The sequence below is a fragment of the Rhizomicrobium sp. genome, assembly GCA_037200385.1.
GTDB lineage: Bacteria > Pseudomonadota > Alphaproteobacteria > Micropepsales > Micropepsaceae > Rhizomicrobium.
In genome coordinates this window covers 2,416,750-2,432,833 of the sequence record JBBCGL010000001.1, presented here as the reverse complement: position 1 = coordinate 2,432,833, position 16,084 = coordinate 2,416,750, and the positions used below count along the sequence as shown (strand labels likewise).

The following is a 16,084-nucleotide window of genomic DNA, read 5'->3' as shown; positions in this document are numbered from 1 at the left end:
TCATAGGTGGCTGAAACCATGCTGAAATTCGATCGTAGGGAATTCATCGCGGCCGCAAGCGCCACGGCTCTGGCCACCGCCGCGCGCGCGACGGCCGGGACCGGCTTCGGCGCGGAACGCTACCGCAACGCCGTCGTCATCGATGCTATGGGCGACATCGTGGACCCCGACCGGACATTGCCGCTGGAGGCGCCGCCTTCGCCGCGAATGCTTGACGACATCAAGGCGAGCGGCGTCACGGCCGTCAGCTTGACCTTGAGCGTCGGCCTTAGCGGCGACCGCATGGCGAAGGCGATCCGCCTGATCGCCGTGCTGGACGAGAAATGCGCCGCCGCGCCGCAAGCGCTGCTGCGCGTGCGCACGGCGGCGGATTTGAAGCTGGCCAAGAAGACCGGCCGACTGGGCCTCATATACAATTTGCAGGATACGGAGCTTCTCGAGAACGATCTCGGCCGGGTCGAAACCCTGGGGCTGTTGGGCCTGCGGCAGATCCAGCTCACCTACAACATCCGCAATGCTGCGGGCGACGGCTCCAACGAGCCGGCGAATTCCGGACTCAGCCTGTTTGGGCGCCAGCTCGTGGAAGAGCTCGAGCGCCAGCGCATCGTCATGGATTTGAGCCATGGCGGCCAGAACACCATCGCCGAGGCGATCGCGCGGGCGAAACGGCCGCCGGTCATCAGCCATACGGGCTGCCGCGACCTGATCGATCTCCCCCGCAATGTCTACGACCGCGAATTGCGCGCTCTGGCCGACAAGGGCGGCGTGGTCGGTATCTATCTCATGCCGTTCCTCGTGCTCAAAGGGGTGGCGCACAAGGAGGATCTGATCCGCCATCTGGAACATGCGGTGAAGGTCTGCGGCGAGGATCATGTCGGCATCGGCTCCGACAACGCGATCTCCACCACCGTGATCGACCAGGCCTACAGGGACGCCAAGCGGCGGTCGTTCGAGACGCGCAGCAAGCAGAACGTCGCCGCCCCCGGCGAAGGGCCGGATTCGATCGAGATCATACCGGAATACAACGATCCCCTGCGCTATCTGCACCTGGCGGACGATCTGGCCCGGCGCGGCTGGCCCGCCGCGCGCATCGAGAAGATCCTCGGCGCGAATTTCGCGCGCGTCTATGGTGAGGTCTGGGGCGCTTAGGGTCGGTTGTGATCAGATGGGGTTATCGAAACCGTGTCATGGCTCGCGAAAGCGGGCCACCCAGGTGACGCCTGCACCTGCTTCGGAAAGAAAACAGCCATTCATCTTGCCGAATTCGTACAGAGCCCAACTGGGTGGCCCGCTTTCGCGGGCCATGACACCGAGTTGGGGTTGCATCAACTTGAAAAAACCGGCTTTAAGGCCCGTCTGGTGCCTGATTTTGGTATCGGCTGCTTGCAGTCAGGACGGCGGCTTGGTTCGGCACGCGCCGCCGATCCAAGCCGCCATCCCGCCGTCAATAATGCCACTGCGCCGTGTTCTCGCCCGCCGGCGCGTTGCCCAACGCCTGTGCCGCCATCTCCTGTACGACGCCGGCCCAGTCCTTGTGATGCCAGTTGTGCCCTTTCTTCGGGCGGCCGAAGACGAAGCGCGCCGGGTAATCGGGCCCGCCCATCTTCTCGATCATGGCCTGGAAATCGTAGACGGCATTGTTCAGGTAGAACCAATCCATGTCGCCAGAGATGATGTTGAGCTTGCCCCGCAGCTTGGGACCCAGCGTCGCCCAGTTGCGTTCGGTGTAGTCGGTCAGGTCGTAGCCGTGGTCGCGCATATAGGCGGCGACCGAATGGTCGATCCGTCCGGTCGCCTTGTCCCAAAGCGGCTTGGGATAGCCGTCCTCGCCCACTGGCCCGTAGATCGCTTCCCAGCATTCGAGCTGGAAGCCGGAGCGGCCCTTGTCGCCCAGCGCCGCTTCCAGCGCCGAAAGCTGGCGAATGGTCAGAAGAACCTGGCCTTCCACCGTACGCTTCATGGACCGCTCCGCATGCATCCAGGACGAGAGCGGGACTTCGAACGCGTTGTCGTCCTTGTAGATGTCGATCAGCTGATAGTGGCGAAAGGAGATCGGATCGGGATTGAAGGTCCAGGTCCCGCCGAAATAGTCGGGGTATTTGAGCTGGAGCGCCAGCGATTCCCAGCCGCCGGTCGAGGCGCCCTCCACGAAGCGGGCATAGGGCTTTCCGATCGCGCGGAATTTCTTCTCGAGATAGGGGAACAGCTCCTTCGTCAGCGCCTCGCCATAAGGGCCGCAATTGGCCGAGTCCACGGAATAGGCTTCCACGAAATAGGGGCAGGGCTGCTCGACGGTCGCCGCGAGGATCCGTGGGAATTTGTCCCAGGTCCAAGATTGAAAGAACTCATATCCGGTCTGCAGATTGGCGTCGCGTAAGGCGGCATCTTCCGGACTAGGCCCCGGCTTGTCGCTGATGAAGAACGGATCGGCGCTGAAGCTCTGCAGATAGACGATCGGGTAATGCGCGTCCGGATGCTCGGCATAGCCTTTCGGCAACAGGACATTGGCGCCCAGATAGATCGGCATGCCCCAGAAGCGGCTGAGGATCTCGCTCTTGACGCGCACGCGCTTGATCCAGGCCGTATCCGGCTGTCGGCTCTCCGGGATGATCTGGTTCAGCTTCAGGCGCACGTCGAAGCCGGCGGCGGGATCCAGGTGAACCTTCACCGGTGCGCTATAGAGATTTCCGGGGAAGGCGAAGGGAACGCCCTGGCCCGGATGCGAAACCGCCCATATCGTGTGCCCGTCGGCGCGGTGCACCTGCCGGTAGGGCTCGACGATCGCCTGGACGTAGTAGTCGCCGGCCGGCAATTTGGCGGTGCTGGCCACGGGATAGCCGACGGCCGCGGCGCCAAGCGATGCGCTCTCGCCCGGCCTCAGACCATTGAGATCGATGCCGAAGATAGGCGCGCCATACATGCCGATCTGTTGGCGCGGCTCGGCCCCCGCCTTGTCGGTCACCACGACGAGAAGCCGGCCGGTCAGGGGCTCGCTGCGAAACGAGGCGTCGAAGCTCACCGTGAAGCGCGCCTCGGCCGCCGAAGCCGCCGCCGTCCCATAGGTCCAGATGGTGAGCGCGATGGCCGCAAGCCGCAAGCCCGCGCGCGCCAGCCGGATCGTTTTCAGATTTGTCATGGATGCCTTCCCTCTGCCGCCGGTCCCCTCCGGACCTGGCCGGAAGAACGACGCGCGGCCACTGCGTAATCCGCCATTCGCGGCTTACGGACCGGCGACATGTCGCGATTTATTGTCGGCGATGAATGGCGGCAATCCGGTTTTCGTTCCTCGTTCATGGACAGGAGGACTGGGTCATGAAAAATGCTGTCCACGGTTTGGTGGTCGTCGTTTCCGTACTTCTTTTGGCAGGGGCGGCCGCGGCGCCCGCGCCGGCCATCGTCGTTCCGCCGCTGCGCTATACGGAGCGCACGCTGGCCGACGGGTTGAAGCTCTATGCCTTGCCCGATCCGACAAGCTCCAGCGCGACGGTACATGTCTGGTACGGCGTCGGTGCGAAGGACGATCCGAAAGGGCGCGCGGGCTTTGCGCATCTGTTCGAGCACATGATGTTCCGCGACACCAAGAACCTGGCGTCGGAACAGGCCCGCGACCTCACCACCGGCGGCGGCGGCGAACACAACGGTTCGACCCTTTTCGACTTCACCGTCTATTCGTCGACCGCGCCGGCGGGATTCCTCAAGACGTTGCTGTGGTACGAAGGCGAGCGGATGGCGAACCTCGTCGTCGACGACGCCGCCTTCAATGCCGAACGCCATATCGTCGAGGAAGAGCTGCGCCAGCGCATCTTTGCGCCGCCCTATGGCCGCATCCTCTATATCCTGATGCCGAAATTCACCTACACCACCGAGCTCTACAAGCGGCCGTTCGGCGGCACGTTCGAAAACCTCGATGCGGCGACGGTGGATGACGCGCGCGCCTTTCACGAAACCTATTACCGGCCGGACAATGCCACCGTCGTGGTGTCGGGCAATTTCAATCCCAAGGAGCTCGACGCCTGGGCCGACAAATATCTGGGGCACATTGCCCATCCGCAAGCGCCGATCCCGCGGACCGCGATAACGCATGCCCCCCGCACCGTCCCGCTTCAGGTGACGACCTACGCCCCGAATGTGCCGTCGCCCGCGGTCGTTCACGCCTGGGTCGCGCCCAAGGTGGCCGATCCCGACACCGCGGTCATGCTCCTCATCGAAGCGATCCTGGGTCACGGCAAGTCGTCGCGGCTCTACGACGTGCTGGTGGGGCAAAAGCAGGTCGCGACGCGCGTCTATGTCTCCAACCTGCTCGCCAAGGACGGTGGCGTGTTCGCGCCGACCGTCATACTCGCGCCGGGAAAGACCGTCGCCGAGGGCGATGCTGCGCTTTCCGCCGTCATGGACGATTTGCGCAACACGCTCATTGGCGATGCCGAGCTGACCACGGCGAAGAACGAGCTTCTGGCCGATTCCCTGGCGATGCGCGAAACCACCTCCGGCCGCGCGCTGCTTCTGGGGCAGGGCCTCGCGCTCGCCGGCGATCCGGGCTGGGCCGACAGATCGCTCAAGCAGATCCAGGCCGTCACGTCCGCGGACGTCCAGCGCGTGGCGCGGAAATATCTGTCGGCCAATGGCGTGGTCGACATCCACTACCTGGACGAAGCCGCGCGCGCCACGGGTGCGCCGGAAACGCCGATGCCGTCGACGGACGATATCGGAACGACGATCCCGCCCGCGAAAATCGCGCCGGTTGCGCTGCTTCCAGCCGATCGCCGTGCCAAGCCGCCGACGCCCGAACCGCCCAAGGCACCCACGCCACCCGAAGTTTCCATGCGTACATTGCCGAACGGCCTGCGCGTGGAGGTGGCGAGATCGACGGAGGTTCCGATCGTCCAGCTCGCGCTCAGCGTGCAAGGCGGAACCGCCGCCGATCCCAGCGCCAAGGTCGGGCTCGCGCAGATCACGGCAAGTCTGCTCTTGCGTGGGAGCGAGACGCGAAGCGCTTCCGATATCGACCGGCGCGTCGAGGCGCTGGGCGGCAAGCTCGATGCCAGCGTCGCGCCGGACGGCGCCGCGCTGGTGCTGTCCGCGCCGGCGGCGAATATCGATGCGGCCGGTGCGATGCTGGCCGATACGGTCCTGCATCCCGCTTTCGCGCCGTCCGAATTCGCACGCGAACAAGGCCAGCAGATCGCACGATGGCGCGAGACGATGGGCCAGCCGCGCGAGGCGGCGCTTCAGTTCGTTCCGGCGCTGGAATTTGGCGCGTCCCCCTACGGCCAGCTCGCCACCGAAGCGACATTGCAGGCGATCACGCGCGACGACGTTCTTGGCGAATATCGCACGCTCTGGCGCCCCGACAATGCGACGCTCGTCATCACCGGATCGCTGAGCGCGGAGCAGGGCTTCGCCCTTGCCGAGCGCCTCTTCGGCGGATGGGCGCGGCCGGACGCGCCGCTGCCGCCGGTCTCTGGGGCGGCCGGCGCGGCCGGGCACCGTATCGTGGTGCTGGACATGCCGGGCGCGGGCCAGGCCATGGTGACGGCTGCGATGCGCGCCATCCCGCGGGGCGGCGATGATTACGCTCCGCTGACGATCGGAAATCTTCTGCTCAACAAAGTGATCGTCACCGAAGTTCGCTTGAACCGCGGCCTCAGCTACAGCGTGGATGCCACGCTCGATGCCCGCCGCGCCGCCGGCATGCTCTATGTCGCCGCCTCGACCAAGAACGAAACGGTGGCGGAAGTCTGCGATCTCATTCTTGAGAGGATGGCGAGGGCGGGAAGCACGCCACCGGATGCGGATGAACTGCGCAAGCGCGCCGTCTTCCTCGCCTTCTACACGGGCCGTCAGGTCGAGACCGCGGACGGCTTGAGCAAGGCGCTGGTGGAGCTGTCGCAGGACGGCGTGCCTGCCGCGGCCCTGGGCCGATATCTTTCGGGTGTTCTGGCCGCGACGCCCGAACAGGTGCAGGCCGCCGAAAGATCGCGGCTCGGTACCGGCGCGATCAGTGTGCTGATCGTCGGCGACGCTACGAAATTCATCGGCGCGTTGCGGCAGAAGCATCCGGCGGTCGAAGTCATCCCGCTCAAGGATCTCGACCCCGGCAAGCTTCGGTCACCGGGGAAAGGCGGGTAAGTGAAGCCGCCGCGATTTATCGCATGCGTTTCGGTCGGCTTGGCCGTAGCGGCCGTGCTGGGGCTTTGCGCTTGCTCGAAGAAACCGCAAACCTCCGGCAAGGGCGGATCGGCGCAGCTCGCGCGGGGCATCGATCCTCTCAAGGATGAAAATCCGTTTCCCAGCACCTATAAGCCACTGCCGAGCGTGCCGACCGCGATCACCGGCGTGACGATCCTGACCGCCACCGGCGAGAAGATCGACAATGGCACTGTCCTGATGCGCGGCGGCAAGATCGAGGCCGTGCGTCGCGGCATCGTCCGTCCGGCCGGCTATCGGATCGTGGCGTTGAAGGGCGGCTGGGTGACGCCGGGCGTGATCGACCCGCACTCGCATCTGGGCGTCTATCCCAGTCCCGGCATCGACTCGCTGGCCGACGGCAACGAGATGACCGATCCCGATACCGCGCAGGTCTGGGCCGAGCATTCCATCTGGCCGCAGGATCCCGGCTTCAACGCCGCGCGCGCCGGTGGCGTCACCACGCTGGAGATTCTGCCCGGCTCGAGCAACCTGTTCGGCGGCCGGTCCGTGATCCTGAAAAACGTGCCGTCCGAGACGGTTCAAGGCATGAAATTTCCCGGCGCGCCGCAAGGCCTGAAAATGGCGTGCGGCGAAAATCCCCGGCGCATCTACGGTGCGAAGGGGCGGGCGCCCTCCACCCGCATGGGCAGCATGGCCGGCTATCGCGAAGCCTGGATCAAGGCGGCCGAATACAGGCAGGCCTGGGATGCCTACGACGCCAAGGTCAGGGCGGGCGAGAAGGCCGATCCGCCCAAGCGGGACTTGCAGCTCGATACGCTGGCCGATGCGCTGCGCGGCAGGATCGGGGTCCAGATGCATTGCTACCGGGCCGACGAGATGGCCTACATGATCGATCTGGCAAAGGAATTCGGCTACCGCATCGTCGCGTTCCACCACGCCTCCGAAGCCTACAAGATTCCCGGCCTTCTGAAGGCGAACGGCATCTGCGCCGTCGTCTGGGGCGCCGGATGGTGGGGCTACAAGATGGAGGCGTTCGACGGCATCGAGGCGAACGCCGCCATGCTTCAGAAAGCCGGCGTATGCGTATCGCTGCATTCCGACGACGCGACGGTCGTTCAACACCTTCCACGCGATGCCGCCATTGCCATCGCCGCCGGCCGGCGCATGGGCATCGACATCGGCGAGGCCGACGCGGTGAAGTGGTTCACGATCAATCCGGCCAGGATCATCGGCGTCGCGGAGCGGACCGGTTCGCTCGAAAACGGCAAGGATGCCGATGTCGTCCTGTGGGATCGCGATCCGTTCAGCGTCTATGCCGTCGCCGAGAAGGTCTATGTCGACGGCGCGCTGGTCTATGACGCGCACGATCCGAAATACCAAGCCAAATCCGATTTCGACGTCGGTCTGCCGGCCGAGGAGGGGATGCCGTGAAGCTCCGTCCGTTGCTGCTCGCAGCCAGTCTTCTTGCCGCGCCCGCCTCCGCGCAGAGCATCGCGATCGTCCATGCGCACATCCTCAGCGAAGGCGCGGCCGGAGAGATCCCGTCGGGCACGTTGGTCCTGAAGGATGGCAAGATCGCCGCGCTGGGCGCCGGCCTTGCCGTGCCCGCTGGTGCCATCGTGATCGATGCCAAAGGCGGACCGGTCACGCCCGGATTTATCGCGCCGGATGCGCAATTGGGGCTGGTGGAAGTCGGGCAGGAACCGTCGACCGTGGACCTGGTCAATTACAACGACCAGCTGAGCGCGGCGTTCGACGTCGAATACGGCCTCAATCCCTATTCGGTGCCCATTCGCGCGGCGCGGCTCGGCGGCATCACCCGCGCCATCGCGACCCCGGGCTATGCCGATGAGCGGCCCGGATTTCATCCGCCGCCCGGCCGCCAGTTCCTGTTCGCCGGTCAGGCGGCGGCCATCCATCTGGGTGCGGCGGAAGACATTCTGGTCAAGCCGAAGGTCGCGATGGTGTTGGCGCTGGGCGAGTCCGGTTCGGCCCGGGCGGGCGGCGCGCGGGGTGCCGCGATCGGCCAGCTCGAAACCGTGTTCGACGACGTTCGCTGGTACGAAGGCCACCGGAATGCCTATAACAATGGGGCATCGCGCGCGCTTTCCCTGTCGCGCGCCGATCTCGAAGCGCTGGTTCCGGTGGTGCACGGAACCACGCCTGTCCTGATCTACGTGCATCGCGCGTCCGACATCCACGAAGTTCTCAGATTGGCGCAGCGCGAGAGGCTAAGAGTCATTCTGGATGGTGCCGAGGAGGGCTGGAAGGTGGCTGGCGAGATCGCCGCCGCCCATGTGCCCGTCATTCTCGGACCGTTGGACGATTTGCCGGCGACCTTCGAATCCATCGGCGCGACGCTGGACAACGCCGCGGCGCTGCGGAAAGCCGGCGTCCTGATCGCCTTTCACAGCAGCGCCGGCGGCAGTTTCCGTATCCGCGAGCTTCGCTACGATGCCGGCGTTGCGGTGGCCCACGGCCTTTCGCATGCCGATGCCTTGGCTGCCATCACCATCAACCCGGCGCGCATCTTCGGCCTTGACGAACAGGTAGGTTCGCTCGATCCGGGAAAGGAGGGCGACGTCGTGGTGTGGAGCGGCGATCCATTCGAACCCTATTCCCAGCCGGTTGCGATCTTCATTCGCGGCCGGCAGCAATCGCTCGGGAGCCGCGCGGACGACTTGGCCGCACGCTACCGCACGAGACCGGCCGGCGGCTATCCGCCGCAATACCGCTAGGGCGTGACCGTCTTTGTCACCTTGCCCGTCGCATCGACGAATTCGATGGCTGCTTTTCCATCCTTCGACACGGTCAGGCGCAGCCGGTCGTGGCCATCCTCGTCCTTGAGCGTCAGCATCGACGCACCGTCCTGCTTGCCCAGGAAGACGCGCGGGTGATTGCCGACGACCCCTTCGCTGACGAGCTTTGCAATGCCGGCCGTTCTCTCCGGCCCCTCGGGCAATGTCACGATGTCTTGAATCCCGGGGATGTTCATCGATTTGTCGGGCCGGTCGACGATCGTCAGCCCTGCCGTGCGGCGACCGTCGCTTTCGGCTTGCTCCAAAGTGACGACCTGGTCCTGTTCGTATTGGTCGAAGCTCAGATGGCCGAAGCTATGCACCTTGCCGTCATTGGCGCCGCCGAAGGTGAGCCCGCCATTCTCGGTACCTTCATCGTTGAAGAACAGCATGCCGGCGACATTGGTGCGGCTGGTATGCGGATAGTCCTTGTTGCGCCAGATAAGACCGGGAAAGCGGTCGCGGTCCGAGACGACCATTCTCAGCGTCCCGTCCCTTTCTCGGATGTTGATCCGTTGCACGTCGATCTCGCCGAAGCTCGTCTTGTCGGGTGCGCCGACAGCCTGGCCGACCTGCTGGCCGATCAGCAGCGTGGTGATCGCCGCCGAATATGCCGCCAACAGCTTGTAAAATGGAAGTTTCATGGCATCGCCCCTTTTCGTGTTTCGAACCGGTCTGCACCGGCTCCGAAAGGTTCGAGGCTTGATGGGCTCTTTTCCACTATTTCGAGGCCATGCGCAGCGCGCCGATGCGCAAGACAGGCCGCAAAATGGTGGGCGACAGGGATTGAACCTGTGACCCCTCCCGTGTGAAGGGGGTTGCGTCCGCAGAATTCCCGGTTTTTTGGTTGTAGGATGCGGTTTCCACGTCTTTTCCACGGGTTGTTCGGCGGACGTTCTTCACAATATCATTCAGCGGTTTGCACGCCTCCGTTGCATGTACGCTTAACCGGTGGCTTGCATCAGAACGGCGCAGTGCTCACCAAGACTTGCTCGAGCTAGCTAGCCGCGCACACCGGCGATGTCGGCGGCAACCAGCTCTGTCAGCGCCTCCGGCAATGTCCACGAATAGGAGTTTTGCGGCGTGCGTTATCTAGACGGGGCATTTCCGTCCGCCAGATAAGACATCTTCAGTTCCATTTTCTCCACCGTCAGCACGCTGAACAGGCCCAGGCTGCCCGACATGCCGACATCGAGGTCGAAGCCGGTCGCCTTGCCGCCGCTGTCGACGGTAATATCCATCTCGAGAGTGGTCAGGATGATGTCGTCGCCAAGGCCGATGCTGCCGACGCCCAAGTCCTGCAACGCCGTGTTGACCGTGATCGACTGCTCGTTCTCCAGGGTGGCCGAAACGGCGAAATTGTTCAGGTCCATGCTCATGTCGAGCGCGAGATCCGGATTCTGATAATTGCCGGGCCTCAGATGCGAGCAGAGCGCGAGCGTTCCCATGAGGGCCCAAGTGAAGGTGGGCGCGCCGTCTGGGGCGGCGATGGTGACCCAAACCGCCAGCGGGCTTAGATAGAGCACGTTCTCAATCAGTGCCTGGCCCGTGAAACCGATGCCGATGGCCACAGAGGCGAAGGCGATCGAGAACGGGTCCAGCGCAAGATACAAGTCCACTGAAAGGCCGATCAGCGTCAACGAGGTCTGCGAGAACGGACCGAGCTGGTCGGCGGGAAACCAGCCCGCGCCGACCTTGCTGGTCAGGAAGTCGAGATCGTCGATGCCGATCGCGATTCCGGTCGTCTCGACCTCGATCGTGCAGAGGCCGCCGTTCATCGGTACCGCGCCGGCGAGCGTCACCGTGTCGCCGCCCAGAGAGAGTGCGATCGAAAAGCTGAGATCGTCGGTACCCGGCCCGGTATCGGCGCTATCGCTCGCTGCGGCGATCGTGGACACGGACATGCCGACCGCGGTGATCTTCGGACCGAGCAGCGGGATCGCGCTTATGGCGTCGAGCCCGAACGCGCCGGTGGTTGAGGCCAGCGTCACGGTCAGCGTGGTGTCGTCGTCGCTGACACTGCCGGACAGGGGGATGGCGGTTGCGCCGCTCAGTTGGCCCAGCGTTTCCAGCGCGACCCCGCTCGCGGCCACGTCTAGCGTTCCGGCAAAGGCCGAGCCCGTCAGCGAATGATCGGAAAAGACAAGCAGGCTGAGAACGGAGCTGGCCAGCGCGGGGTAGCGCGCGGCGTAGTCGTCGGCGAAAGTCCAGTTCGGCATGATCTACGTCCGGAGAGCTGCGGCTTACCAGTTGACGCTAATCGGTAGGTGATCGCTGACGGTTCGGGCGGCGTTGAACGTCGCCACGGCGTTCTTGCTCCAGGTCGGGGCATTCTGGCAGAGATCGATCACCTTCACTGTCGCTCCTGGTAGTGCGCCGCACACGATATTGTCGTAGGGCTGGCTGAGATAGCCGGGCGGTTTGGTGGATTGATCGGCGCTTTGCAGCAGGCTGGTCTTGGTGCCGGTGAGCAACGGCACGGTGTAGGCGCAAGCGATCAGGTCGGCGAAGGCGCTGATCTTGGCGTTCTTGCCGTTGTTGCTCTTCGAATAGGTGTTAGCGCCGTCGCAATTGAAGTCGCCGCCGATCAGGGTGGCTTGCTTGGGGATAAAGCCGGTCTGCGCGATTTGCGCGATGTCGGCCAGCTTGTTCGTGTAGGAGACCGCCGCGGTATAGATGTCCGAGCTTGGTTTCGAGGTGGGACCGTGCACGCCGATCAGGTTCAGCGCCGTGGTTGTCGATCCCACGGTGAATTTCGCCCAGAGGGGCGAGCGTTTGGGAAGGAATTTGTTGTCCGTATCCCGCATGACCGCGTCGCTCACATAAGTCAGCGTGGCCGCGTTGTACAGGATGCCAACGGTCTCCCGATGTCCGGTGATCTTGGGGACAATGTGCCTGTAAGTCGGCAACGGGTTTAAATTTGCCGCAACGGCGGCCGCATTCAACGCGCCCTCGAGCTTCGTGAGCGCGGGCAGGCAAGTACCGGTGGCGTCACCCCCCTTGTCGCTGCCGCCGCTGACGAGCTCGATGATGACGAATGCATCGGCAGGCACGCCCGTCGCGGTCGCCCAGACCTTGTCGTCCAGAACGATCTTGACGACATAGTCCGCGACGTTGTTACCCAAGCCATTGGACCCGATGATAGCGGAGTTCAGATTCTTCTTGAGCTTGCCTTCCGACGCTTTCTGAATATTCCAGAATACGATCTTCATATGGATACTTCGATGTCTGCCAGCCAAAAATACTTATACGAAACATAACCTAATTTCCAAGATGGCTATCCCGAAATTTGTAGTGAAGGCGATTGACGTATTTAAATTGACGTATTTAAAATGATTGGGAGCTCCATAAGAAGGTCCGTGCACGACTTCAGTAGCACAAAAAGATCACGATTTCTTCCGTGGTTTGCATTTGATCGCCTGGTCATCAGACATCATTCTTTCGTCCTATCCAGCCGAGTGCAGAGATGTCGTTTGGTTTTTGTTTCTCGGTGCATCTGTGCGTCGGCGACGTTGCCGTCCCCTTGCTGTCGGAGCTGGTCGCCGATACGGCGGATGCAGCCGACGGGACATCCGCGGGGTTTCTGTTCCGGCTGGACCTGAAGCACACTTGCGGGCCGCTCCAATTCAACTTGGGCGATCTGATCGGCCTCGTCGAGCAGCAACTGGGTGCCGGAGTCGGCAGCCTGCGCAACGCGCCCGGCATCGGCGACATCGCAAGCGCCTTCTCCGACTTCCTCGACGCGGAGGCGTTCACCTCGGACAACGCGCTGCTGGTCCAGGTGAAGGCATTCGAGATCAGCTCGAGCGCGACGAAAAAGCTCTTCAACATCAGCGTCGAGGTCGAAAGCGCCGATCCCACGCAAGGCGCGATCCCCCTGCCGGCGCCCCTGGTACGCTGGCTCGCCATCGACAACCTGGCCATCGCTTTCAAGGCCACGGACACCGTGGCCGGTGGCGCTGCGACCGCAGTGAACCTGCAGGTCGGACTCAATGCTCTTCTCGCCGGCGTCCCCGTCGCGCTGGCGGCCACCGTCGACAAGACAGGCGACGGCAGCACGTTCACCTTCGACGGCAGCGTGCAGAGCGCAATCGTGCCGCTCGGCGAATTCCTGGCGCTGGTTGCAAGCCAGTTCGGCGTCACGGTCCAGCTGCCGCCGGAGCTGAATCTCGACGCGGCGATCGACTATGTCGTCGGGCAGGTGGTCCACACCGCGCCGTCCTCCGGCACCTCCAGCACGCAGTTCGGCGCGGCGGCGAAGTTCGGCCTGACGGTCGACGGCAACGGCTACACCATGATCTGCTTCGCGGCCACGGCGCCGGCTGCCCCCTCGGATACGTCGGGTCTCTTCGCGGTGGGTGCCACCTTCGCGCCGTCGGAGGGCGCGCTGCGGCTCTCCAGCCTGCCGCTTGTCGGCGACGTCCCCGGCTTCGGCCAACTGACGCTCGACCGGCTCGGCTTCACCTATTCCAGCGTGCCGGTCGGCGGGACACCGGTCGCGTTCGCGATCCCGCAAGTCGCCGCCGCATCCAATCCGCTCTATACGCGCAGCGACGCGAGCGCGCCGGAAGCATCCACCTACGCCATCATCGGCGGCACCACGCTGGGTGCGCCGGGCGCGGGCTTCTCCCTCACGGCCAGCCTGCTGGACCCGTCGGGGAATCCGCTGGGCACCTTCGCCTTGCCGCTTTCGCTGCCGGCGGCAACACCGCCCGCCGATCCGGCGTTGCCGGTTCCCTATTCCGCGACGAACACGTCCAGCCCGGCGAGCCCGGTGCATTGGATCCGGATCGGCAAGAGCTTCGGCCCCGTAACGTTGCAGCAGATCGGCCTGGATTACGATGCGAGCGGCCGCGCGACGTTCGGCTTGGTGGCCGCCTTCGCACTGGGAGGCTTCTCGCTCGACCTCGACGGATTGACCGTCGTGTTTCCGCTGCCGCTGCCCGGCGCCTCTGTCGGGAGCGATCTGTCGGTCGCCTTTGGGCTTCAGGGCCTTTCGCTGGGATTCGCCAGCGGCCCGCTCTCGATCGCCGGCGGCTTTCTGCGCGCCACGGGCGCCGAGCCGGGCTATTTCGGCGAAGTCAGCGTGCAAGTGGCCAATTTCGGTCTTCGGGCGATGGGCGGCTACGTCCCCGGACCGCCGGCGTCCTTCTTTTTATACGGCATGGTGGACGTGCCGTTGGGCGGGCCGCCCTTCCTCTTCGTGACGGGGCTCGCCGCCGGCTTCGGCGTCAACACCGCGCTGGTGGCGCCCACGCTAGCCACCCTGTCGGGCTATTTCCTGCTGCCGCAGAACGCGCCTCTGCCGGGCGCCACGCCCGCCGCGACCATGACCACGCTGCTGCCGCAGCTGCAAAGCAACTTCCCGCCGCAGGCCGGAGCCTATTGGGTCGCGGCGGGGGTCCAGTTCACCTCGTTCGAGATGATCGAGGGCTTTGCAGCCCTGACGGTCGCCTTCGGGGTCGACCTCCAATTCGGGTTGATCGGTAGCTGCGCCATGTCGTTGCCGCTCGGCGAGCCGGCCGCCTATATCGAGATCGACATGGCGGCGTCGTTCGGCGCCACGAGCGGCCAGCTCTCGGTGCAAGGCAAGCTGTCGCCGGCGTCGTATCTCTTCGGCAGCTTCTGCCGGCCGACGGGCGGCTTTGCCTTCAATATCTGGACAAGCGGCGCCAACGCCGGCCACTGCGTTGTGACGGTGGGCGGCTACAATCCCGGATTCACCCCGCCGGACGGCTACCCGGCCGTGCCTCGGCTCGCCATCAATTTCGGCCTTGGGGCCTTCCAGGTCACCGGCTCGGCCTATTTTGCGCTCCTGCCCGCCATGATGATGGGCGGCGTAGCGATGTCGGCTACCTGGAATTCGGGTGCGGTCAAGGCCTGGTTCAATGCCGGCGCCGACTTCCTGATCGCGTGGTCGCCCTTGAGCTATCAGGCCGATGCCTATGTGGCACTGGGCTGTGCGCTCAATCTGGGACTGCACACGCTCAAAGTGCAGGTCGGCGCGGATCTGCAGATTTGGGGTCCGTCATTCGGCGGCCAAGCTCATGTGCATCTGGACGTCGTCTCATTCACCGTTGCGTTCGGCTCCTCGGCTCCCGCGCAGGCGCCGCCTCTGGCTTGGAGCGGGTTCAAATCCTCTTTCCTGCCGACAGGCTCATCGTCGCCCCGGACTGGCCTGCTGAGAACCGGCCGGTCGGCCGCGACGGACGACACGCCGACGACGGACGCCGGCGTCGTACTGGCGAGCGTGCCATCCGGCCTCATCGCGAGCGGCCAGACCGCCGCGGATGGCACGGTCTACGATTGGATCCTGGATCCCGACACGTTCAGCCTCCTGACCAGCAGCGCCGTTCCGGCGAACTGCGCCGAATGGACCACCAACCCTACCGCGGGGACCGTCTACGTCATCCCCAACACCGTCACGAGCTACAACGTCGCGCCGGCGGCGGGCGATCCCTACCTGTCGCTGCCGGCCGGGACGCCGACTTATGGAGGCGTCGACCAAGACCACCCCGACGCCGTCTGGTGCCCTGATCTGGCGATCGCGCCGATGCACCTGAATTCGATTCAAAGCTTCCACACCGTCACGCTGATGACCGCCGCAGGGGTGCCGGTCACGAGCGTCTCGGTCCAGCCCATGCTGATGGCTTCGAGCGCCGCGCTATGGGCACCCGACAAGGGGGCAGGTCGCCAGCCGAACGACCCGCCCATGGTGCCGTTCGCGCTCACGGGCTTCCTGATCAGCCCAATCCCGCAGACGCCGGACACCTTGTCCGCCATCCCGGTATCCGACCTGTTGTTCCGCGAGGATCCGCCGCAGACCGGCTTCACCGATGGCAGCGCGGCGGTATCCACAGACTACGAAGTCGTAGGAAGGGTATCGGGTCCTCCCGGTGCTGCGAGCCTGTCGATCGCGGTGTCCGGCAGCGCGAGCGAGCAGCTCCCCAATGTCGACCACGTCCTGTCCTCGCTCGCCGATTCCTGGGTGGCGCAACAACGGACGGCCATCCTCGACGATCTGACGAGCAACGGCTTCGCGACATGGGCCTCGGCTGCCGTCGATGTGACCGCCATGTCGACGACGACCGCGCTTTGGGATTGGCCCGCCGTGGGCCTGTTGGGGAGCATTTGAG

The 16,084-nt window shown here is 64.6% G+C and carries 9 protein-coding genes; 5 read left to right on the top strand and 4 right to left on the bottom strand.

Features of this window, described 5'->3' with window-relative positions; translation table 11 throughout:
• Window positions 1–18 precede the first annotated feature (18 nt).
• Window positions 19–1,149: a membrane dipeptidase gene (locus WDM91_11645; protein MEI9995239.1), complete on the top strand. Its 1,131-nt coding sequence runs from the start codon at window positions 19–21 to the stop codon at window positions 1,147–1,149.
• A 295-nt stretch (window positions 1,150–1,444) separates the two neighbouring features.
• Here WDM91_11645 and WDM91_11640 read toward each other — a convergent pair whose 3' ends face one another.
• The gene (locus WDM91_11640; GenBank protein MEI9995238.1) at window positions 1,445–3,136 is read right to left on the bottom strand and encodes an alpha/beta hydrolase-fold protein; all 1,692 of its coding nucleotides are present in this window, start codon (window positions 3,134–3,136) and stop codon (window positions 1,445–1,447) included.
• Between the two features lie 176 nt (window positions 3,137–3,312).
• Here WDM91_11640 and WDM91_11635 point away from each other — a divergent pair, with 176 nt between their 5' ends.
• From WDM91_11635 to WDM91_11625, 3 genes are read left to right on the top strand one after another with little or no spacing between them, the layout of a single operon-like run.
• Window positions 3,313–6,129, top strand: coding sequence for a pitrilysin family protein (locus tag WDM91_11635; GenBank protein ID MEI9995237.1), 2,817 nt, complete (start codon window positions 3,313–3,315; stop codon window positions 6,127–6,129).
• A 39-nt stretch (window positions 6,130–6,168) separates the two neighbouring features.
• Window positions 6,169–7,581: an amidohydrolase gene (locus tag WDM91_11630; protein MEI9995236.1), complete on the top strand. Its 1,413-nt coding sequence runs from the start codon at window positions 6,169–6,171 to the stop codon at window positions 7,579–7,581.
• Window positions 7,578–8,888, top strand: coding sequence for an amidohydrolase family protein (locus tag WDM91_11625; GenBank protein MEI9995235.1), 1,311 nt, complete (start codon window positions 7,578–7,580; stop codon window positions 8,886–8,888). Before WDM91_11630 ends, WDM91_11625 begins: the two co-directional genes overlap by 4 nt.
• Here the strand turns inward: WDM91_11625 and WDM91_11620 are convergent.
• The 3 genes from WDM91_11620 to WDM91_11610 all read right to left on the bottom strand — a co-directional run bounded on the left by WDM91_11620 (window position 8,885) and on the right by WDM91_11610 (window position 12,160).
• The gene (locus WDM91_11620; protein ID MEI9995234.1) at window positions 8,885–9,592 is read right to left on the bottom strand and encodes a hypothetical protein; all 708 of its coding nucleotides are present in this window, start codon (window positions 9,590–9,592) and stop codon (window positions 8,885–8,887) included. The genes WDM91_11625 and WDM91_11620 overlap by 4 nt on opposite strands.
• Window positions 9,593–10,036: 444 nt before the next feature.
• Window positions 10,037–11,167, bottom strand: coding sequence for a hypothetical protein (locus tag WDM91_11615; protein MEI9995233.1), 1,131 nt, complete (start codon window positions 11,165–11,167; stop codon window positions 10,037–10,039).
• A 24-nt stretch (window positions 11,168–11,191) separates the two neighbouring features.
• A complete protein-coding gene (locus WDM91_11610; GenBank protein ID MEI9995232.1) occupies window positions 11,192–12,160 on the bottom strand; it encodes a hypothetical protein in 969 nt (322 codons plus the stop codon).
• Window positions 12,161–12,414: 254 nt separating this feature from the next.
• Between WDM91_11610 and WDM91_11605 the strand changes: the two genes are divergently transcribed.
• On the top strand, window positions 12,415–16,083 hold the full coding sequence (locus tag WDM91_11605) for a DUF6603 domain-containing protein (protein MEI9995231.1): 3,669 nt from the start codon (window positions 12,415–12,417) through the stop codon (window positions 16,081–16,083).
• Window position 16,084: the final 1 nt, after the last annotated feature.

Excerpts from the sequence above, each read along its gene's own strand:
- WDM91_11610 (MEI9995232.1), bottom strand. The coding sequence starts at position 12,160 with ATGAAGATCGTATTCTGGAATATTCAGAAAGCGTCGGAAGGCAAGCTC.
- WDM91_11605 (MEI9995231.1), top strand. The coding sequence starts at position 12,415 with ATGTCGTTTGGTTTTTGTTTCTCGGTGCATCTGTGCGTCGGCGACGTT.
- WDM91_11615 (MEI9995233.1), bottom strand. The coding sequence starts at position 11,167 with ATGCCGAACTGGACTTTCGCCGACGACTACGCCGCGCGCTACCCCGCG.
- WDM91_11635 (MEI9995237.1), top strand. The coding sequence starts at position 3,313 with ATGAAAAATGCTGTCCACGGTTTGGTGGTCGTCGTTTCCGTACTTCTT.
- WDM91_11640 (MEI9995238.1), bottom strand. The coding sequence starts at position 3,136 with ATGACAAATCTGAAAACGATCCGGCTGGCGCGCGCGGGCTTGCGGCTT.
- WDM91_11620 (MEI9995234.1), bottom strand. The coding sequence starts at position 9,592 with ATGAAACTTCCATTTTACAAGCTGTTGGCGGCATATTCGGCGGCGATC.
- WDM91_11645 (MEI9995239.1), top strand. The coding sequence starts at position 19 with ATGCTGAAATTCGATCGTAGGGAATTCATCGCGGCCGCAAGCGCCACG.